The organism is Aeromicrobium sp. IC_218 (assembly GCF_004336805.1).
Taxonomy (GTDB): Bacteria; Actinomycetota; Actinomycetes; order Propionibacteriales; family Nocardioidaceae; genus Aeromicrobium.
Window position 1 is genome coordinate 227,438 of sequence record NZ_SJXM01000001.1, and the last position, 18,075, is coordinate 245,512.

The 18,075-nt window shown below is 73.8% G+C and carries 18 protein-coding genes and 1 tRNA gene; 15 read left to right on the forward strand and 4 right to left on the reverse strand.

Translation table 11 applies throughout. From position 1 onward, the window contains the following. Window positions 1–56: 56 nt before the first annotated feature. The 8 genes from E0W78_RS01105 (at window position 57) to E0W78_RS01140 (ending at window position 5,661) form a co-directional block, all read left to right on the forward strand. Window positions 57–1,001: a helix-turn-helix domain-containing protein gene (locus E0W78_RS01105; protein WP_165570359.1), complete on the forward strand. Its 945-nt coding sequence runs from the start codon at window positions 57–59 to the stop codon at window positions 999–1,001. A 76-nt stretch (window positions 1,002–1,077) separates the two neighbouring features. After that, on the forward strand, window positions 1,078–1,542 hold the full coding sequence (locus tag E0W78_RS01110) for a tRNA adenosine deaminase-associated protein (protein WP_131402011.1): 465 nt from the start codon (window positions 1,078–1,080) through the stop codon (window positions 1,540–1,542). Continuing rightward, a complete protein-coding gene (gene tadA, locus E0W78_RS01115; RefSeq protein WP_278249409.1) occupies window positions 1,539–1,988 on the forward strand; it encodes a tRNA adenosine(34) deaminase TadA in 450 nt (149 codons plus the stop codon). The genes E0W78_RS01110 and tadA overlap by 4 nt, the downstream gene beginning before the upstream one ends. A 72-nt stretch (window positions 1,989–2,060) precedes the next feature. Next, window positions 2,061–2,738 (forward strand): enoyl-CoA hydratase/isomerase family protein, encoded by a 678-nt coding sequence (locus E0W78_RS01120; protein ID WP_131402012.1) that lies wholly within the window; start codon window positions 2,061–2,063, stop codon window positions 2,736–2,738. 4 nt (window positions 2,739–2,742) lie between these two features. Next, complete coding sequence (locus tag E0W78_RS01125) at window positions 2,743–3,363, forward strand: helix-turn-helix domain-containing protein (protein ID WP_131402013.1); 621 nt, start codon at window positions 2,743–2,745, stop codon at window positions 3,361–3,363. A gap of 70 nt (window positions 3,364–3,433) precedes the next feature. Then, on the forward strand, window positions 3,434–3,835 hold the full coding sequence (locus E0W78_RS01130; protein ID WP_131402014.1) for a hypothetical protein: 402 nt from the start codon (window positions 3,434–3,436) through the stop codon (window positions 3,833–3,835). A gap of 105 nt (window positions 3,836–3,940) precedes the next feature. Next, on the forward strand, window positions 3,941–5,062 hold the full coding sequence (locus E0W78_RS01135; RefSeq protein ID WP_131402190.1) for an LLM class flavin-dependent oxidoreductase: 1,122 nt from the start codon (window positions 3,941–3,943) through the stop codon (window positions 5,060–5,062). Next, on the forward strand, window positions 5,059–5,661 hold the full coding sequence (locus E0W78_RS01140; RefSeq protein ID WP_131402015.1) for a CE1759 family FMN reductase: 603 nt from the start codon (window positions 5,059–5,061) through the stop codon (window positions 5,659–5,661). Before E0W78_RS01135 ends, E0W78_RS01140 begins: the two co-directional genes overlap by 4 nt. A 57-nt stretch (window positions 5,662–5,718) precedes the next feature. Here E0W78_RS01140 and E0W78_RS01145 read toward each other — a convergent pair whose 3' ends face one another. The 3 genes from E0W78_RS01145 to E0W78_RS01155 form a co-directional block, all read right to left on the reverse strand. Further along, entirely contained in the window at window positions 5,719–6,858 is a 1,140-nt protein-coding gene (locus E0W78_RS01145; protein ID WP_131402016.1) for an Ig-like domain-containing protein, read from the reverse strand. Window positions 6,859–6,877: 19 nt separating this feature from the next. Continuing rightward, entirely contained in the window at window positions 6,878–8,008 is a 1,131-nt protein-coding gene (locus tag E0W78_RS16935; RefSeq protein ID WP_165570360.1) for an Ig-like domain-containing protein, read from the reverse strand. Window positions 8,009–8,200: 192 nt separating this feature from the next. Then, the gene (locus E0W78_RS01155; RefSeq protein WP_131402018.1) at window positions 8,201–9,418 is read right to left on the reverse strand and encodes a saccharopine dehydrogenase C-terminal domain-containing protein; all 1,218 of its coding nucleotides are present in this window, start codon (window positions 9,416–9,418) and stop codon (window positions 8,201–8,203) included. 171 nt (window positions 9,419–9,589) lie between these two features. Between E0W78_RS01155 and E0W78_RS01160 the strand changes: the two genes are divergently transcribed. From E0W78_RS01160 to E0W78_RS01175, 4 genes are all read left to right on the forward strand, one after another. Further along, a complete protein-coding gene (locus tag E0W78_RS01160; RefSeq protein WP_165570361.1) occupies window positions 9,590–10,453 on the forward strand; it encodes an LLM class flavin-dependent oxidoreductase in 864 nt (287 codons plus the stop codon). 49 nt (window positions 10,454–10,502) lie between these two features. Then, window positions 10,503–11,207 (forward strand): TetR/AcrR family transcriptional regulator, encoded by a 705-nt coding sequence (locus E0W78_RS01165; protein ID WP_131402020.1) that lies wholly within the window; start codon window positions 10,503–10,505, stop codon window positions 11,205–11,207. 31 nt (window positions 11,208–11,238) lie between these two features. Then, window positions 11,239–12,204 (forward strand): hypothetical protein, encoded by a 966-nt coding sequence (locus tag E0W78_RS01170; protein WP_131402021.1) that lies wholly within the window; start codon window positions 11,239–11,241, stop codon window positions 12,202–12,204. A gap of 13 nt (window positions 12,205–12,217) precedes the next feature. Then, window positions 12,218–12,308 (forward strand) — tRNA-Ser (locus E0W78_RS01175). Window positions 12,309–12,356: 48 nt separating this feature from the next. On the opposite strand, the gene E0W78_RS01180 is transcribed toward E0W78_RS01175, so the two are convergent. After that, complete coding sequence (locus tag E0W78_RS01180) at window positions 12,357–13,268, reverse strand: DMT family transporter (protein WP_131402022.1); 912 nt, start codon at window positions 13,266–13,268, stop codon at window positions 12,357–12,359. On the opposite strand from E0W78_RS01180, the gene E0W78_RS01185 reads away from it, so the two are divergent. From E0W78_RS01185 to E0W78_RS16990, 3 genes are all read left to right on the forward strand, one after another. Beyond that, window positions 13,267–14,679: a PLP-dependent aminotransferase family protein gene (locus E0W78_RS01185; protein ID WP_131402023.1), complete on the forward strand. Its 1,413-nt coding sequence runs from the start codon at window positions 13,267–13,269 to the stop codon at window positions 14,677–14,679. The two genes, E0W78_RS01180 and E0W78_RS01185, sit on opposite strands and share 2 nt — an antisense overlap. A gap of 92 nt (window positions 14,680–14,771) precedes the next feature. Then, window positions 14,772–16,367 (forward strand): PP2C family protein-serine/threonine phosphatase, encoded by a 1,596-nt coding sequence (locus tag E0W78_RS01190; RefSeq protein ID WP_131402024.1) that lies wholly within the window; start codon window positions 14,772–14,774, stop codon window positions 16,365–16,367. A gap of 410 nt (window positions 16,368–16,777) precedes the next feature. Then, window positions 16,778–18,073, forward strand: coding sequence for a methyl-accepting chemotaxis protein (locus E0W78_RS16990; protein ID WP_347559412.1), 1,296 nt, complete (start codon window positions 16,778–16,780; stop codon window positions 18,071–18,073). Window positions 18,074–18,075 lie beyond the last annotated feature (2 nt).

The window sequence follows — 18,075 nt, forward strand, 5'->3', positions numbered from 1 at the left end:
ACCGGGCTATGATCCACGTCACATCGGGGGTGCTGCTGCGAAGGGAGGTCGTGACCATGACTGCGCAGTCCGTCCTGGCCTACGACGAGTTCGACACGCGCCGCTCACCCGTGCCCAAGACCCTGCGGTCCTGGGCCGAGGCCAGCTCGCGGATGCTGGTGCCGCTGCGCATCACCGGCGCCCAGAGCGTCGTGCAGGGCAACATGACGATGCACCAGCGGGACGAGGCGCGGTTCTGCGCGCTGCACGCGACGGCCCACGTCGCCCGCCGCACGCCGGAGCTGGCGTCCGGGTTCGGCCGCGACAAGGTGAAGTTCGCGCTCAACCTGGGCGGCCACATCGGCCTGCGCCAGCACGGCCGGCTGGCCATGCTGCAGCGCGGCGACATCGCGCTCTACGACACGTCCGACCCCTACGACGTCGGCAGCGCGATGCCGTTCGGCATCCTCGTGACCCTGGTGCCGCGCGACGCCCTGACCGTCTCGCACGACCAGATCGCGGCGACCGCGGCGACGGCCCTGCGCAGCCCGGCGCTCGACCAGCTGCGGGCCGCGATGGTGGCCGAGTCGCGCGGGCGTCCGCTCATGTCCGTCGCCCAGCTGGCCGACCTGGCGTCGCGCGTCGTCGCCGACACGCCCCGCCACCGGCTCCCGGCCAGCACCGAGCACGCCGTCATCGTCGAGCAGGCCCGCGCCTACATCGAGGAGCACCTCGACGACCCCGAGCTCGAGCCGTCGCGCGTGGCGGTCGTCGTCGGCGTCTCGCGCCGCCGGCTCTACGACGCCTTCGCCGCCGAGGTCGGTCCGGTCGCGCGCTACGTGCGCGCTCGTCGCATCGACCGGGCGTGCTCCCTGCTGCTGGACGCCGAGCGGTCGTACCTCTCCGTCGCGGACGTCGCCCAGCTGTGCGGCTTCGAGGATCCGGCCCACTTCAGCCGGGTGTTCAGCCGCGCCCTCGGCGTGCCGCCGCGCACCTACCGCGAGCGCGGCCTCGCCGGCTGACCGCGAGGCCGTCGTCACCCTGGCGGCCCGGTGCGCACTCTGACATCCTCGACGCAGGACCAGGAGAGGGTGTGACATGGCCGACGACGACGTCGACTTCGCAGTAGCCGCGTACCGCGACCAGGGCGTCTGGCAGGTCGCCGAGCTCAAGACGGGCGTCACCCAGGACGTCGGCGACCTGGTGGAGGCGCTGCGGCGCTTCCCGTCGGACGTGGGCGTGCTCGGCATGGTCGCGGTCGACGAGGAGTTCTTCGTCCTCGTGCGCGTCTCGGGCCCCTACACGCGGTTCATGCTCTCCGACGTCACGGCCGTGACCGACTACGACCTGGCCGCCGACGTCGCCGACCAGCTCGACCTGGCCGACCCGGCGCCGGACGCCGACGCCGACCCCGCCGGCGACCTCGACATCGTCAGCGACCTGGGCCTGTCCGGCAGCGAGCTCGACCTGCTCTGCGACCCCGACGCCTACCCCGACGAGACGCTGCTGGAGATCGCCGAGCGGCTCGGGTTCGGCGACGAGCTCAACGCCCTGGTCGGGTGAACGACGCCGAGGCGATGCGCCGCGCGCTGGCGCTCGCGGAGCGGGCCGCGGCCGACTCCGACGTGCCGGTGGGCGCCGTCGTGCTCGACCCGGCCGGTGCCGTCGTCGGCGAGGGTCGCAACCTGCGCGAGGTCGACGCCGACCCGCTGGCCCACGCCGAGGTCGTCGCGCTGCGCGAGGCGGCGCAGGCGCTCGGCTCGTGGCGGCTCGACGGCTGCACCCTGGTCGTGACGCTGGAGCCGTGCACCATGTGCGCCGGGGCGCTCGTCCAGGCCCGCGTGGCGCGGCTCGTGTTCGGCGCCTTCGACGAGAAGGCCGGCGCCGTCGGCTCGCTGTGGGACGTCGTCCGCGACCGCCGGCTCCCGCACCGTCCGGAGGTGGCGTCGGGCGTCCTGGCCGAGGAGTCCGCGACCCTGCTCCGGACGTTCTTCGCCGCCCACCGCTGAGCGTCCGGCCCGGTGAGGTTTCCCGGGACGCGGCCTGTGGACGTAATAGAGCAGCCGCTCTACTATGGCGCCATGACGCAGACACGCACGCCCGGCGTGACCGTCGACGGTCCGGTCTGGACGATCGACCTCGGTGACGACGAGAACCGCTTCAGCCCGTCCTGGCTGACCGCGATGGAGGACGTGCTCGCCGAGGTGGCCGGCTCGACCGAGCCCGCGGTCGTCGTGACCACCGGGTCCGGACGCTTCTACTCCAACGGCCTGGACCTGGACCACCTCGGTGCGCACCCCGAGCAGCTGGGCGCCTACGTCGAGCGGGTGCAGGGCGTGCTCGCGACGATGCTGACGCTCCCCGTCCCGACCGTCGCGGCGGTGAACGGCCACGCGTTCGGGGCCGGCGCGATGCTCGCGACCGCGCACGACTTCCGGGCCATGCGCACCGACCGCGGCTACTTCTGCTTCCCCGAGGTCGACATCCACATCCCGTTCACGCCGGGCATGGCCGCGCTCATCCAGGCCAAGACGAGCGCCGGCACCGCCGTCGAGGCGATGACGACGGGTCGCCGCTACGGCGGCGCCGAGGCGGTCGAGGCGGGGCTCGTCGACGTCCACGCCCCGCTGGAGGAGCTGCGCGAGGCGGCCGCGGCCCGGGTGCGCGACCTGGCCGGCAAGGACCGCACCACGCTCGGCGCGATCAAGGCCACGATGTTCGCCACGGCCGTCGCCGCGCTGCGCGAGCCGCAGGGCTGAACCGGTGGGCCGGCCGCGCGAGCACGACCTCGACGCGCTGATCGACCGGGCGACCGCGCTCATGGTCGAGCGCGGCGTCCACGGACTGACCCTGCGCGAGCTGGCGCGGGAGTCGGGGGCGTCCAACGGGGCCATCTACCACGCGTTCGGCTCCCGGGCCGGGCTGGTCGCACGGGCGTACCTGCGCGAGGCCGAACGCTTCCTGGTCGTCCAGCAGGAGGTGGTCGAGGAGGCGGTCGAGCGGGACCCGGACGATGCGTTCGGCCCCGTCGTCGCGGCTGCCCAGGCGGCGAGCGTCGTGGCCGAGCGGTCGCCCACCAGCGCGTCGTTCCTGCTCCTGGTCCGGCTGGACGAGCTGCTCGAGGAGGACGTCCCGGACGACCTGCGCGAGCGGCTCCGCGGACTGCGGCGGCAGGTGGGCACGGTCCTGACCCGGCTGGCCGGGCTCGCCCTCGGCCGCGACGACGCCCTGGCCGTCGACGCGGTCCGTGCCTGCGTGGTGGACGTCCCGACCGGGCTGCTGCTCCGCGGCGGACGCCTGACGGACCCGCACGCCGTCGCGCGGGTCGAGGCGGCCGTCCGCGGGATCATGGCGGCCGTCCCGCCGGCGCCGCGGGACGCCTGAGCGGCGCCCGCGGACCCGTCCCGGGGGACCCGGCGGTGCGCGGCTGCCAAACGTTTTCTAGGCTCGGCGCGTGACGACCACCAGCGAGACGCCCTCCACCAGCGCCATCGTCGAGGCCTACGCCGAGGCGCTGTGCGCGGCCCTGGGCGTCGATCCGGCCGCCGCGTCCCGCGCCTACGGGGACGACCGTTGCGACGACGCGCAGCTCGAGGTCTGGCGCCTGCACCACGCGACGACCATCGCCGGGTACCGCGCCCAGGACGTCGAGGGCCGCTCGGACCTGCCGGCCGTGTTCACCGATCCCGAGGTCGTCCGTCGCGACGCCGCGATGATCGACGACCGGCTGGCCGTGCGCGTGCAGGCCACGACCTGGGAGAAGCACCCCGAGCACGCCACCCTCGCCGGCCAGGACGGACCGTGGCAGGTCGGCTGCGCCGTGGCCGCCCTGCGCGACGTCGTCGACGCCTTCTAGCGGGCTGTGACGCACCTCCTCTTGTCCCGGGAACATCTGTGCCCGTATGGTGGTTGAAGATTCAACAAGAACGTTGGACGAGCTGAGGAGCAGGCCATGGCTGGCATGGAGTTCGGGATCTTCACGGTCGGGGACGTCACCGAGGACCCCACCACGGGGATCACGCCCACCGAGCACGAGCGCATCAAGGCGACCGTCGCGATCGCGCGCAAGGCCGAGGAGGTGGGCCTGGACGTGTTCTCGACCGGCGAGCACCACAACCCGCCGTTCCACCCCTCCAGCCCCACGACCCTGCTGGCCCACATCGGCGCGCTGACCGAGCGCATCAAGCTCTCGACGTCCACCACGCTGATCACGACCAACGACCCGGTCAAGATCGCCGAGGACTACTCGAACCTGCAGCACCTGGTCGACGGCCGCATGGACCTCATGCTCGGCCGTGGCAACACCGCGCCGGTCTACCCGTGGTTCGGCTACGACGGCCGCAAGGCGGTCGAGCTGACCGTCGAGCACTACCACCTGCTGCGCAAGCTCTGGGACGAGGAGGTCGTGAACTGGAGCGGTGAGTTCCGCTCGCCGCTGCAGGGCTTCACGCTCGCCCCGCGCCCGCTCGACGGCGTCGCGCCGTTCGTGTGGCACGGCTCGATCCGGACGCCGGAGGTCGCCGAGCTGGCCGCGTTCTACGGCGACGGCTACTTCGCGAACAACATCTTCTGGCCGAAGGAGCACTACATCCGGCTGATCAACTTCTACCGCCAGCGCTACGCGCACTACGGCCACGGCGACCCGCACCAGGCGATCGTCGGCCTGGGTGGCCAGTTCTACCTGGCGCGCAACAGCCAGGACGCGGTGAAGGAGTTCCGTCCGTACTTCGACAACGCGCCGGTCTACGGCCACGGCCCGAGCCTGGAGGACTTCACCGAGCAGACGCCGCTGACCGTCGGCAGCCCGCAGGAGTTCGTCGAGAAGACGCTCACCTTCGCGGACTACTTCGGTGACTACCAGCGCCAGCTGTTCCTGGTCGACCACGCCGGCCTGCCGCTGAAGACCGTCCTGAACCAGCTCGACCTGCTCGGCGAGGTGCTGCCCACGCTGCGCGCCGAGTTCGCCGCCCGCCGTCCGGCGGACGTGCCCGACACCCCCGACCACGCCTCGCGCGTCGCGGCCAAGATGGTCGCCGACGCGAAGGCCGCCGAGGACACCAGCACCGAGGAGGTGCACGCATGACCAAGGTCGTCGCCCTCACCAGCGGGCTCAGCGAGCCGTCCAGCTCGACCATGCTCGGCGAGCAGGTGCTCGCCGCCGTCCGGGCGCAGATCCCGGACGCGGAGACCGAGATCCACTCGCTGCGGGCCTACGCCCACGACGTCACGGACGCGATGCTGACCGGCTTCCCGAACGGGAACCTGCGCCCGGTCGTCGACGCGGTGACCGGCGCGGACGCGCTCGTCGTCGTCACGCCGATCTTCAAGGCGTCCTACCCGGGCCTGTTCAAGTCGTTCCTGGACGGCCTGGAGCCGGACGCCCTCACCGGCAAGCCCGTCCTGCTGGCCGCCACCGGCGGCACGGCGCGGCACTCGCTGGCGATCGACTTCGCGCTGCGTCCGCTGTTCGCCTACCTGCAGGCGCTGGTCGTCCCGACCGGCATCTTCGCCAGCCCGCACGACTGGGGCAGCGAGGGCAAGGGCGCGCTGACCTCGCGCATCGACCGCGCGGTCGGCGAGCTCGCGAGCATCCTCGGCGGGGGCGGCAGCGGCCGCGGGCCGAGCGACGACTTCGACCTGTTCAGCGACACGTTCCTGGCGGCGAGCCGTCCACCGCAGTGACGCACGCATGACGAAGGGCCGGGACCACGAGGTCCCGGCCCTTCGTGCGTCCGGACGTCAGCGGGTGACGGTGAGCCGCGCCGGTCGCGAGGTCGAGCCGGCGTACGTGCCGGCGATGGCGGGCCGGAAGACCGCCGTGATGCGGTGCTTGCCCGCCTTGAGCGTGCGGGGGAGCGTGTACGTGGCGCGGCCGTCGTTCACGCGGACGACCTTCAGCCGGCGTCGTCCGTCGAGGATGGTCACGGTGCCGGACGCGCGTCCGGAGACGGTCACGGCCAGGCGCGCGGGCTTGCCCCGGTACTTCTGCTTGCTCTTGGAGACGCGGACGGTCGTCGTGGTCGGCTGCGCGGACACGGTCAGCCACGTGGCCGCGGTGCTGGGGGAGTACCGGACGCGGTCGGTGGGGGCGAAGGTCGCGGTGAGCGTGTGGACGCCGGCGCGCAGCGCGCGCGGCAGGCTGAGGCGGGCGACGCCGCCGACCTGCTTGACGGTGCCGAGGGTCGTGGCGCCGTCGCGGAACGTCACCGAGCCGGCGGCGCCGGCGGGCACCGTGGCCGTGAGGACGGTGGCGCGAGCCTGGCCGTAGACCTGCCAGGGCGCCGACAGGCTGAGGGCGGTCGTCGTCGGGTCGGCGGCCGTGGTGACCGGTCCGAGGAAGGTCGGGAACACCCCGAAGCCTGTCGGGGCCGACTCGGCGATGAAGCGAGTGCTTCCTGCGCGGTCGTCGAGCTGGCCGCCGACGTGGATCGCCCCGGTCCAGGGCAGGAGCGACGTGCGCACCCCGAGCGTGACGTCCGCGCCGCGGCGGCTGAAGGCCAGTGCGTCCGCGGGGAGCTGGGTCACGTTGACCTCCTCCGTGACGTCGGGCATCGAGGAGCCGTGCAGCGAGGTCAGCACCCCGTCGCGGACCTCGGCGCGCATCATGAGGCCGTGACCGCCATCGGGGACCTTCCGCTGAGCGAGGTAGACCTCGGCGTCGAAGTCGTCACCCAGGTTCTCGGTGCGCATCGTCATCTGCACCGTCGAGCGGTTCGCGTCGACCGAGACGCGCGGGACGTCGGTGTCGGTCGGCACGCCGTGGGTGGCCAGGCCGTTGGTGAAGTCGCGCTGCTGGGCGGTCGCGGGGGAGGCGACGAGGGCGCCTCCCAGCAGGGCGGCGCCGAGGGTGGCGGCGACGATCCGGGTGCGTGGGGTCATGACGGTGCTCCTGGTGGGGTCAGCGGCGGACGGTGAGGGTGCGGGAGGCGGACGTGGACGCGCGGAAGGTGCCGGCAGTCGCGGGACGGAACGTGGCCTTGATGCGGTGCTTGCCGGCCGCGAGGGTGCGGGGGAGCGTGTACGTGGCACGGCCGTCCTTCACGCGGACGGTCTTCAGCCTCCGGCGGCCGTCGAGGACGGTCACGGTGCCGGTCGGACGGCCGGAGACGGTGACGGTGACCCGTACCGGCTCGCCCCGGTACGTCTGCCTGCCGCTGGACAGGCGGACGGTCGTCCTCGTCGCCTGGGCCGTCACGCTGAGCGAGGTGCTGGCGGTGCTGGTGGAGTACCGGACGCGGTCGGTGGGGACGAACGTGGCGGTCACCGTGTGCATGCCGGCGCGCAGGGTGCGCGGCAGGCTGAGCCGGGCGACGCCCCCGGCCGGCTTGACGGTGCCGAGGGGCGTGGCGCCGTCGCGGAACACGACCGAGCCGGCGACCGCCGCGGGCACCTTCGCGGTGACGACGGTCGGCCGGGCCTGGCCGTAGACCTGCCGGGCCGCCGACCGGCCCAGCGTGGTCGTCGTCGCGTCGGCAGCCGTGGTGATCGGCCCGAAGAACGTCGGGGCGTCGTCCGTCCCGGGGTCGTAGGAGACCGCGGCCATGCCACCGCCGACCATTGACTGCAGGTTGCCGCCGGCGTGCAGCGGGCCGCTCCAGGTCAGGTGGCGGGTGTCGACGGAGAGCACGACGTCGGCACCCTGACGGGCGTAGCGCACCGTCCCGGCCGGGAGCTCGGTGGAGCCTCCCTGGAACACGTTCGCCACGGACGTGCCGGACGTGCCTCGGAGCACGCCGCCCTCGACGCCCGCGTCGAGGATCAGCAGACCGCCGTGGTCCGCGTAGCGGTGCTGGGTCAGGTAGGCCGAGACGCGGAAGTCGCCGGGCAGGTTCTCGGTCCGCAGACGGACGCTGACCGTCGTCGGCGTCGCGTCGACCCCGACCGACACGATGCCGGCGTCGGTGCGGTCCGGCGTCGCCATCGGGTTGGTGTAGCTCCGCTGCTGCGCCGTGGCCGGCGTCGCGGCGAGCACCCCGGCAGCCAGGGCGGTCGCGATGGACAGGGCGGCGAGTCGGCTGCGTGCCGTCATCGGCGTCTCCTCGTGTCGTGGGGCCCCCGCGCGCACGGTAGCGGCGCGACACCGTCCTCCGCGGCGGAATCGCCGATCTGCCGGCCCGTCCGGACGCACGACGGCGGCCCCCTCGAGGTCTTGGGGGACGAGGGGGCCGCCGGGTCGAGCATGGTCCGTCAGCGTGCGGCGGGCCATCCCACGAACGTGGGGTCAGTCGGACTCGCGCAGGCCCCAGGGCGAGCCGTACGCGGTGAGCAGGTCCAGGAACGGCTTCGGCTCGAGCGCCTCGGGGCCGAGCACGCCGGTTCCCTGCCAGGCGCCCGTCGCCAGGAGCTCGAGCGCGACGACCGGGTTGATCGCGGTCTGCCACACCACGGCCTGACTGCCGTACTCGCGCATCGACCACTCGTTGTCGACCACGTGGTAGAGGTACACCTCGCGGGGCCGGCCGTCCTTCGTGCCGGTGACCCAGGTGCCGGCGCAGGTCTTGCCCGACATGCGCTCGCCCAGCGTCGCCGGGTCCGGCAGGCAGGCGGCCACGACGTCGCGCGGCGAGACCTGCACGGGTCCGTCCGCGCTGGGCACCGTGACCGGCTCGGTCGAGTCCAGGCCCAGCTCGTGCAGGGTCTTGAGCTTGGCGATGAAGTCGTCGCCGAGGCCGTACTTGAAGGTGACGCGGCGGGCGTCCACCCAGCGCGGCACGAGCAGCACCTCCTCGTGCTCGACGTTGACGCACTCGACCGGTCCGATGCCCTCGGGGAAGTCGAACACCTCGGGCTCGCTGAACGGCGGCGTCGTGAACCAGCCGCGGTCGCGCTCGTAGACGACCGGCGGGTTGAGGCACTCCTCGATCGTCGTCCAGATGCTGAAGGACGGGGCGAAGTCGTAGCCCTCGACGCTGAGGTTCGCGCCGTCACGGACGCCGATCTCGTCGATCTCGTCGAACAGCTCGTCGGCGGCGTAGCGGGCGAAGACGTCCGCGAGGCCGGGCTCGATGCCCATGCCCACGAGCGCCAGGCGCCCGGACGCCTCCCACTGCCGGGCGAGCTCGAACTGCTCGTCGCCGAGCTTGACCCCGACCTCCTCGTGCGGACGCTCGGGGTGCGGGACGGACAGCGACATCGCCATGTCGAGGTAGTGCGTGCCGGCGGCGAGCGCGGCCCGGAACAGCGGCATGACGAAGCGCGGGTCGGTGGCGTTCAGCAGCACGTCGCAGCGCTCGGACTCCAGTGCGGCGCGGACGGCGTCCTCGTCCGTGGCGTCCAGGCGGGCGGCGGTGAAGCGGGCGTCGTCCACGGCCGCGACGGCCGCCTCGGCGCGGGCCAGGTCGTAGTCGGCCACGACCATGTGGGTCAGGAAGTCGCGCCGGGCGGCGATGCGCACCACGGCGGATCCCACGCCGCCGGCGCCCACGAGCAGCACTCGCATGTCGAACCTTTCGTCGGTGAGGCGATCGCCTCGGTGCCTCGATGGAACCGGCCGGACGCGATGGAGGTCAACGGTGTTGGCGTAAGCCCCCGGAGTCGTGGGAGGTGCTGGCGGTGGCGGACGTCCTACGGTCCTCGGGCACCGGCCGCCGGTGCGAGGAGAGGAGCCCTCATGTCGTCCACGCCCACCGTCGACGCCGTCATGTGGCCGGACCGGTCCTGGGCGAGCAGCGCCGCCGAGTGGCGCCTGGCCGAGGAGATCGGGATCGGCCGGGGCTGGGTCTACGACCACCTCAACCTGCAGCCGCAGCACGAGCGCTGGCACGAGGCCACGACCCACCTGGCCGCCGTCGCCGCCACGACCCGCCGCATCGGCGTCGGCACGATGGTGATGACCCCGAACTTCCGTCATCCCGCTCCCAGCGCGAAGGCGGCGACCACGCTCCACGACGTCTCGGGCGGCCGCTTCGTCCTCGGCGTCGGTGCCGGTGGTCCCGGCGCCGACTCGGACGCGCTCGGCGGGCCGGTGCTCGACCGGCGTGACCGGATGAGCCGCTTCGCCGAGTGGACCGGCGCGCTGTCGCGGCTGCTCGACGGCGGGCCCGTGGACGTCGAGGGACGGTTCACGACCGTCCGTTCGACCGTCGTCACCCGCGGTGCGTCCGGACGTCCGCCGCTGGCCGTCGCGGCCACGGGAGCCCGCGGCATGCGGGTGGCGGTCGAGCACGCCGACCTCTGGATCACCCAGGACGTCTCGCAGGACCCGCGGGTCTACGCCGGCACCGCGCAGGCCGAGGTCGAGCGCCAGCTGCGGCTGCTCGACGAGACGTCCCGGGCGGCCGGGCGCGATCCGTCGACCCTGGCCCGGCTGGTCGTGCTGGGCTACGGGTGCGAGCGTCCGCTCGCGTCGGAGGAGGCGCTCCGCGACGCCCTCGGGCGCTACGGCGAGCTCGGGGCCGGCACGGTCGCCGTCCTGTGGCCGCGTGGCGAGGACGCGACGCGCCGGCTCGACGTGCTGGGGTCGGTGCTCGGGTGACGGGCGGGCGCGGTCCACGATGACCCTGGACGACGGACGAGGAGGGGACATGGCGAAGCAGGTCGTCACCGAGGCGCAGCGGCGCCGTCGCCGGCCGACACGGTCGGGCGCCGTGCTGTCCGAGGAGCTCATCGTCACCACCGCCCTCCGCGTCCTGCACGAGCACGGAGCCGGCGGGCTGACCGCACGCCGGCTGGGCGCGGCGCTCGGTGCCGACCCCAGCACGCTGTACCGCTACTTCGCCGGCATGGACGACCTCGTGCGCGCGATCGGCGAGGAGCTCGTCGGCCGCGCCCGCGAGACGTGGCGTCCCACCGGCGAGTGGCGGACCGACCTGCGTGACCTCGGGCTGGCCGTCCACGCGTCCTACCTGGAGCACCCGCACGCGGCGGTGCTGACCGCCAGCCGCGTCACCGGACGTCCGCGTGAGATCGCGGTCGACGAGGCGATCCTCGGCCTGCTGCGCGAGGCCGGGTTCCCCGACGCCGGCGCGGTGCGGCTGTTCCACGCGTTCATCGACCTGACCCTCGCCTTCGCCGCGCTCGACGCCGGGGCGCTCACGCTCGGTGACGACGCCCGCGAGGCCGACGAGGCGATGTGGACGTCCACCTACGCCCGCCTGCCCGCCGGCGAGTACCCGCACATCGCCGCGACCGCGCACCTGCTCGCCGCCCGGATGCCGCACAGCGCGTACCCGATGGTGCTGGGCGTCCTGCTCGACTCCGCTGCCGGGCAGCTCGACCGCTCGAGGTGAGCCCGCGGCCGGGTCGCCCTACCGTGGCGGGATGCGCGTCGGACTCACTGCCGTCCTGGACGACCTCGACCGCGAGGGCGTCCGCGTCGACGTGCCCGCGAGGGCCGCGGTCGACGGGTTCACCTGGGACGCCCGTGACCGGGCGACTCGTCGCTGGTGGCCGCAGGGCCTGACGACGTCCGCCCACGGCCGCTGGAGCGGACGCCCGGTGATGATCGCCAGCTGGTACGCCAAGGGCCTGCTCGGGCTGCTCGGCCTGGGTTCCCGCGTCACCGTGATCGACCCGGCCGGCGAGCGGCCCCGCTACCGGCACGTGCGGCTCGTCCACCGGCCCGGCCCCCGCTGGCTCGGCCCGTTGCGCCCGATGCTGACCGTCCGCGTCCACGCCGGCGGCCTGGCCTGGGAGGGCACGCGGCTGTACGTCGCGGCCGGCCCGTTCGGGTTCCGCGTCTTCGACCTCGACGACGTGGAGCGGGTCGCGCGCTGGCGCGGCCGCGGCTACCGGTACGTCCTGCCGCTGCACTCGGCCCACCGCACGCGTCCGCGCCGCGACCGCTCGGAGATGACCTGGTCGTTCCTCACCTTCGACCGCAGCGGCGACACCCCGCGCCTGGTCGCCGGCGAGTACGGCACCAAGGCCGCCGCCCGGCACCGCATGGTGCGCCACGCACTGGACGACCTCGGGCTGCCGGCGTCCGCCGACCCGGAGTGGTTCGACGACCAGCCGCACCGGATGCAGGGCACCTGCCAGGTCGGCTCGACCTGGTTCGTCACGGCCAGCGCGGGGGAGGGCAAGGCGGGAGCGCTCTGGGCCGGCGCGCCCGGACGCTGGCGCAAGCACGCCGGCGTCCTGGCCACCGGCGCCGAGGACATCACGTACTGGCCCGAGCGCCACCAGCTGTGGACGCTGACCGAGTGGCCGCACCGCCGCTGGGTCTACGCGATCGACCCGGACGCCTGGCCCGGCCCCGATTTCGAGGACACCCCGTCCCTCTAGTAAGGTCTTCCGCGGTGGCGTGTCCGAGTGGCCTAAGGAGCACGCCTCGAAAGCGTGTGTGGGTTAACAGCCCACCGTGGGTTCAAATCCCACCGCCACCGCCAGCAGAGCCCCGGTCCCGTCAGGGACCGGGGCTCTCGTGCGTCATGGGGTCAGCGCCGAGTGCGCACGGCGAGGGCCGCACACGCGACGACCGCCCCGGCGCCCAGCAGCGTGGTGGCCGCGACGTCCTCGCCCAGCAGCAGGACGGCCCAGCCGATGCTCAGCACCGGCTGGACGAGCTGGACCTGGCTGACCTGGGCCATCGGTCCGAGCCCCAGCCCGCGGTACCAGGCGAAGAACGCCAGGAACATGCTGACGACCGACAGGTAGGCGAACGCACCCCACTCGGCGGCGCCCGCCGCGGGCCGCCCGTCCGCCAGGGCCAGGACGGTCAGCCCGGCCATCACGGGCGCGCACGTCACCAGCGCCCACGACACGGTCTGCCACGCCCCGAGCTCGCGGGCGAGCAGTCCGCCCTCCGCATACCCCACCGCGGCCGCCGCGACGGCCGCGAGCAGCAGGACGTCGGCTCGGTGCAGCGCCCCCAGGCCGTCGCCCTGCAACGACGCGAAGACGACAGCGGCCGCGGCGCCGGACCCGGCCGCGAGCCAGAACGCAGGTCGCGGACGCTCGCCGGTGCGCAGCACCACCGCGACGGCTGTCGCGGCTGGCAACAACGCCACCACCATGGCGCCGTGGCTGGCCGGAGCGGTGCGCAGGGCGAAGGACGTGAGGACGGGGAAGCCCACGACCACGCCGCCGCCCACGACGGCCAGCCGGGCCCACTGGACGCCCCGCGGGCGCCGCTGCCGGGTCCAGGCGAGCGCTATCGCGGCGAGGAACGCCGCCACGATGCCGCGAGCGGCGCTGACGAACAGCGGCGACAGCGACTCGACGGCGACACGGGTCAGCGGGACGGTCAGGGAGAAGCCGAGCACGCCCAGCGCGCCCCAGCGCAGCCCGCTCGTCTCCGGTAGAAGCGGCGCGGGCCGAGAGACGGTAGCGCTACTATTGTCTGTCATGACAAACAGTAGCAGCGGCCGCTTGGTCGAGGTGCTGACTGCGTGGGTGCGTGACGCTCCGGCAGGGGCACGACTGCCTTCCACCCGCTCGCTGGTTGCCGAGCACGGCGTCGGTCCGGCCACGGTGCAGCAGGCACTGCGAGCGCTGGCCGGCCGCGGTCTCGTCGAGAGCCGCCCGGGCGTGGGGACGTTCGTGCGGCCGCGGCACGCGCCGCGAGCCGTGGACTACAGCTGGCAGATCGCCGCGCTCGGGGCCCCTCGTACGGACCTCGGGTCCCTCCCGGCGACCATGCGCACCGGCGCTCCGGACGCCATCGCGCTGCACTCGGGCTACCCGGACCCCGGCCTGCTCCCCGAGCGACTCGTGCGGTCCGCCTTCGCCAGGGCTGCCCGTCAGGAGGCGGCCCTGCAACGTCCCGACGCCACCGGCCTGTCCGAGCTGCGGGCGTGGTTCGCCGCCGAGCTGGCCGCCACCGCACCGGACGGGGTCGCACCTCCGACGTTCAAGGACGTCCTCGTGGTGCCGGGCTCGCAGAGCGGCCTGGTCGCCGTCTTCCGCTCGCTGGTGCCGGTCGGGGGCGTGCTGCTCATGGAGTCGCCCACGTACTGGGGGGCCATCCTGGCCGCGAAGCAGGCCGGCGTCCGAGCGGTGCCGGTGCCTCACGGTCCGGAGGGTCCCGACGTCGACGCGCTGGCCCGGGCCTTCGCCGAGACAGGGGCTCGTGCGTTCTACGGCCAGCCGACCTTCGCCAACCCGACCGGCGCGCAGTGGTCGCCCACCGTCGGTCAGGCCGTCCTGGACGTGGTGGCGAAGCACGGTGCCTTCCTGGTCGAGGACGACTGGGCGCACGACTTCGGCATCGACGACGACCCCCGACCGTTGGCCTCCCTGGACGGCGACGGGCGGGTCGTCTACCTGAGGTCGTTGACCAAGAGCGTGTCGCCGTCGGTCCGGGTCGCGGCGGTCGTGGCGCGCGGGCCGGTGCAGGAGCGCGTCCGGGCAGTAGCCGGGGCGGAGAACCTCTACGTGAGCGGGCTGCTGCAGGCGGCGGCGCTCGACGTCGTGACGCAGCCCGGGTGGACGGCGCACCGGCGTGCGCTGCGTCAGCGGCTGCGCGAGCGACGCGACCTGCTGCTGGCCAGCCTGGCCCAGCACGCGCCGGCGGTCGAGGTCGAGTCCGTTCCGGCGGGCGGCCTGCACGCCTGGGTCAGGCTCCCCGACGGCACCGACGTGGCGGCTCTGGCCCGGGACTGCGAGGCGCACGGCCTGCTGGTCGCGCCGGGCTCCGGCTGGTTCGTCGCGGAGCCGACCGGGGCGTACCTGCGTCTGGGGTTCGCCGGTCCCGACCCGGGCGCCTTCGGGCGGGCCGCGCGGATCCTCGGAGAACGGATGGCGGCAGCCGCCCCCTGACCGGACGACCTCATGAATCGCCAGGCGTGCCAGGGGATGGGATGCTTGCGCCGACGCCGGACCCGCCGGCCCGTGGACGTCCAGGAGGTGCCGTGCCCGAGCGCACGTGGGAGCGCGGCCCCGGCTTCGCGGACGTCGACTGGGCGACCACCCCGCTCGGCCCGGTCGAGACCTGGTCGGACCCGCTGCGCCAGGCCGTCGACCTCGTCGTCAACACCGAGTACGCCGCGACGCTGCTGTGGGGCCCGGAGTTCGTGCTGGTCTACAACGAGGCGTACGTCCCGATCCTGGGCGACAAGCACCCCTGGGCCCTCGGGCGTCCCTGCCAGGAGGTCTTCCCCGAGGCCTGGCACCTCATCGGCGACACGATGCAGGCCGTCCTCGACGGCAAGGGCTCGTTCTACTTCGAGGACCAGCTCGTGCCCCTCGTGCGCGACGGATTCCTGCAGGACAGCTACTTCACCTACTCCTACTCGCCCGTGCGCAGCCTCGACGGCACCGTCGAGGGCGTCATCGACATCGTCTCGGAGAAGACCCGCGAGGTCGTGGCGCTGCGCCGGCTCGCCCTCCTCGCCGAGCTGCGCACGCAGCTGGCCGAGGTGGAGGGCGTGGACGACCTGGCGTCCGTCGTGACGGGGGTGCTGGGCGGTGACCGCCCCGACCTGCCGGTGCTGGAGTACCGGCCCTCGTCCTCGCGCGTCGACGGCTCGCGGCTCCCGGTCCAGCCGCCGCGCTCGCTGCGCGGCACCGACCTGCTGCTCGAGGACGCCGGCGACCGGCACGTGGCCTGGATGCCGATCCGTTCCGCCGGTGTCGACCCGGCCGACCCGCCGGTGCTGGTCGTCGGCCTGAACCCCGGCCTCAAGCCCGACCACGACTACCTCAGCTTCCTCAACCTGGTCAGCACCGCGGTCACCCAGACGCGCAACCGGCTCGAGGCCCGCGAGGTCGAGCGCCGCATCGCGCTGAGCGAGCGCAAGCTGTCCGAGGCGCTGCAGCACAGCCTGCTGACCCCGCCCGCGCAGGTACCGGGCGCGCACGTCGCGGTGCGCTACCGCGCCAGCGCCGAGCAGGCCGAGGTCGGAGGCGACTGGTACGACGCCTTCGTCGCCGCGGACGGCGTGCTGACGCTCACGGTCGGCGACGTGTCGGGGCACGACCGCACGGCCGCGGCCGGCATGGCGCAGGTCCGCAACGTGCTGCGCGGCCTGGCGTACACGATGAAGGAGCCGCCCTCGCGGGTCATGACCGCCCTGGACGAGGCCCTCGACGGCCTCGGCCTCGGCGTGCTGGCCACCGCGATGCTCGCCCGCGCCGAGCGCGACGACTCGGGCGCCTGGACGCTGTCCTGGACCAACGCCGGAAGCCTGCCGCCGGTGCTCGTGCACGCGGACGGGCGCGCCGAGCTGCTCGACCCGCCGGCGGACCTCATGCTCGGCGTCGACGAGACGTCCGACCGTCACGACCACCGCGTGACGCTCGAGCCCGGCGCCAGCGTCGTCCTGTACAGCGACGGCCTGGTCGAACGACGTGACCGGTCGCTGACCGAGAGCATCGGGCGCCTGACCCGGACGCTCGAGGGTCGCGACGGCCTGGACGCCGAGCAGCTCGCCGAGCACCTGCTGGCGCACGTGACCACCAGCGAGGACGACGACATCGCCCTGCTGGTGCTCCGGCTCGACCGCTGAGCGGAGCCGCCCGGCTACCCCGAGGTCGCCCGCCCGGTCTGTGACGTTCGACACGTCGATCCTCCGTGCTTCCCGTCGGTCCGAGGCGCCTCTCGGGGGCCGGTCGTCCGGCCGGCCCAGCCGCCTCGTGGTGCCCGCAGTGCCCGCGTTCCCGGGGATTCCGCCGCCCGCGCCGGACGGGATCGGCGTGCCGGGCCCGGTCCTCGGCAGACGCTCGGACGGCGCGCGACGCAACCGATTTGGCGAGTGACGAGAACGAACGTTCTCTTTCGCCGCGCGATGTTCACTACCCGCTGGTACGTTCCCCGCTACCAGCACTGATCGGGCCGGCTCAGGCTCCCCCGCTTCGACACCTGCGCCGATCAGCACCCAGCCGGTGACAACGAGGTCGCCGGGTCGAAGGAGCACGGATGCCCGCACTGCTCGGTCGGCGACGCCACGCCGCCGCCCCCATCGTCCACACCCCCGTCGTGGATCCCGCGACCCTCGCCGACGCCGTCGACGAGCTCGCCGGCGCCGCGGATCGCGCCGGTCTCGAGCGCGCGCTGCGCAGCCTGTCGAACCGCCTGGACGGCATCGACGTCCGGCTCGACGGGGTCGACGACCAGGACCTGCGCGTCGAGGTCGACGGCCCCGCCGACGTCGCCACCCCCCTCGAGCGCGTGCTGGCCTCGACGCTCGCCACCACCCTCGACCGCTGGCGCGCGAACGCCCGCGCCGCCGAGGTCGACCTCGACCTCGACACGATGGGCCGCATCCTGCGCCAGGTGTCGGAGTCGTCCTCGCGCGACGAGGCGCTGCGCCTCGCCCTCGACGGCATCCGCGTCGGCTTCGGCTGGGCGTACGGCTCGTTCTGGGCCGTCGACCCGGACGCCGGCGTGCTCCGGTTCGCGGTCGAGTCCGGTGACGCCGGGCCCGCCTTCCGCGAGGTCACGCTCCGTTCGACCTTCGCACCGGGTGTCGGCCTGTCCGGACGTACGTGGGCCCGTCGCGACATGGTCTTCGTCAGCGACCTGGGCGAGATGGTCGACTGCGTCCGCGCGCCCGTCGCGCAGGCGGCCGGCGTGAAGTCCGGCGTGTGCCTGCCGATCATCGTCGGCGGCGAGGTCGTCGGCACCATGGACTTCTTCGCGACCGAGACCCTCACGCTGCAGCGCAGCCGCGAGGAGGCCCTGCGCAACACCGCGTTCCTGGTGAGCCAGGCGCTCGAGCGGCTCGCCGTCGGCCAGCGCCTGCAGCGCGCCGGCGAGACGATCCAGGGCTCGATCCGCACCGTCGAGGAGAACGTCGCGGTGGCGTCCTCGGTCGCCGAGGAGGGCCGCCGCGTCACCCACGAGGCGTCCGAGCTCGTCACCGGCCTGGGTCGCTCCAGCGCCGAGATCGGTGACGTCGTCGGCACGATCCGCAAGATCGCCGCGCAGACCAACCTGCTCGCGCTGAACGCGACCATCGAGGCAGCCCGCGCCGGCGAGGCCGGCAAGGGCTTCGCCGTCGTGGCCAGCGAGGTCAAGGAGCTCGCGGTCGCCACCGCCGACGCGACCAAGCAGGTCGACGAGCAGGTGACGTCGATCCAGCAGCAGGTCTCCGACGTGGTCAGCGCCCTGGAGGGCCTGCGCACGTCCGTCGAGCGGGTCAACGAGACGCAGGAGACGATCGGCGCGGTGCTGGCCGACCAGTCGCAGGCCACCCGGGCGATCCTGGCCTGAGG

Coding starts and splice junctions, on each gene's coding strand:
- E0W78_RS01105 (WP_165570359.1), top strand. CDS start 57: ATGACTGCGCAGTCCGTCCTGGCCTACGACGAGTTCGACACGCGCCGC.
- E0W78_RS01110 (WP_131402011.1), top strand. CDS start 1,078: ATGGCCGACGACGACGTCGACTTCGCAGTAGCCGCGTACCGCGACCAG.
- E0W78_RS01120 (WP_131402012.1), top strand. CDS start 2,061: ATGACGCAGACACGCACGCCCGGCGTGACCGTCGACGGTCCGGTCTGG.
- E0W78_RS01135 (WP_131402190.1), top strand. CDS start 3,941: ATGGAGTTCGGGATCTTCACGGTCGGGGACGTCACCGAGGACCCCACC.
- E0W78_RS01140 (WP_131402015.1), top strand. CDS start 5,059: ATGACCAAGGTCGTCGCCCTCACCAGCGGGCTCAGCGAGCCGTCCAGC.
- E0W78_RS01145 (WP_131402016.1), bottom strand. CDS start 6,858: ATGACCCCACGCACCCGGATCGTCGCCGCCACCCTCGGCGCCGCCCTG.
- E0W78_RS16935 (WP_165570360.1), bottom strand. CDS start 8,008: ATGACGGCACGCAGCCGACTCGCCGCCCTGTCCATCGCGACCGCCCTG.
- E0W78_RS01155 (WP_131402018.1), bottom strand. CDS start 9,418: ATGCGAGTGCTGCTCGTGGGCGCCGGCGGCGTGGGATCCGCCGTGGTG.
- E0W78_RS01160 (WP_165570361.1), top strand. CDS start 9,590: ATGTCGTCCACGCCCACCGTCGACGCCGTCATGTGGCCGGACCGGTCC.
- E0W78_RS01165 (WP_131402020.1), top strand. CDS start 10,503: ATGGCGAAGCAGGTCGTCACCGAGGCGCAGCGGCGCCGTCGCCGGCCG.
- E0W78_RS01170 (WP_131402021.1), top strand. CDS start 11,239: ATGCGCGTCGGACTCACTGCCGTCCTGGACGACCTCGACCGCGAGGGC.
- E0W78_RS01185 (WP_131402023.1), top strand. CDS start 13,267: ATGACAAACAGTAGCAGCGGCCGCTTGGTCGAGGTGCTGACTGCGTGG.
- E0W78_RS01180 (WP_131402022.1), bottom strand. CDS start 13,268: ATGACAGACAATAGTAGCGCTACCGTCTCTCGGCCCGCGCCGCTTCTA.
- E0W78_RS16990 (WP_347559412.1), top strand. CDS start 16,778: ATGCCCGCACTGCTCGGTCGGCGACGCCACGCCGCCGCCCCCATCGTC.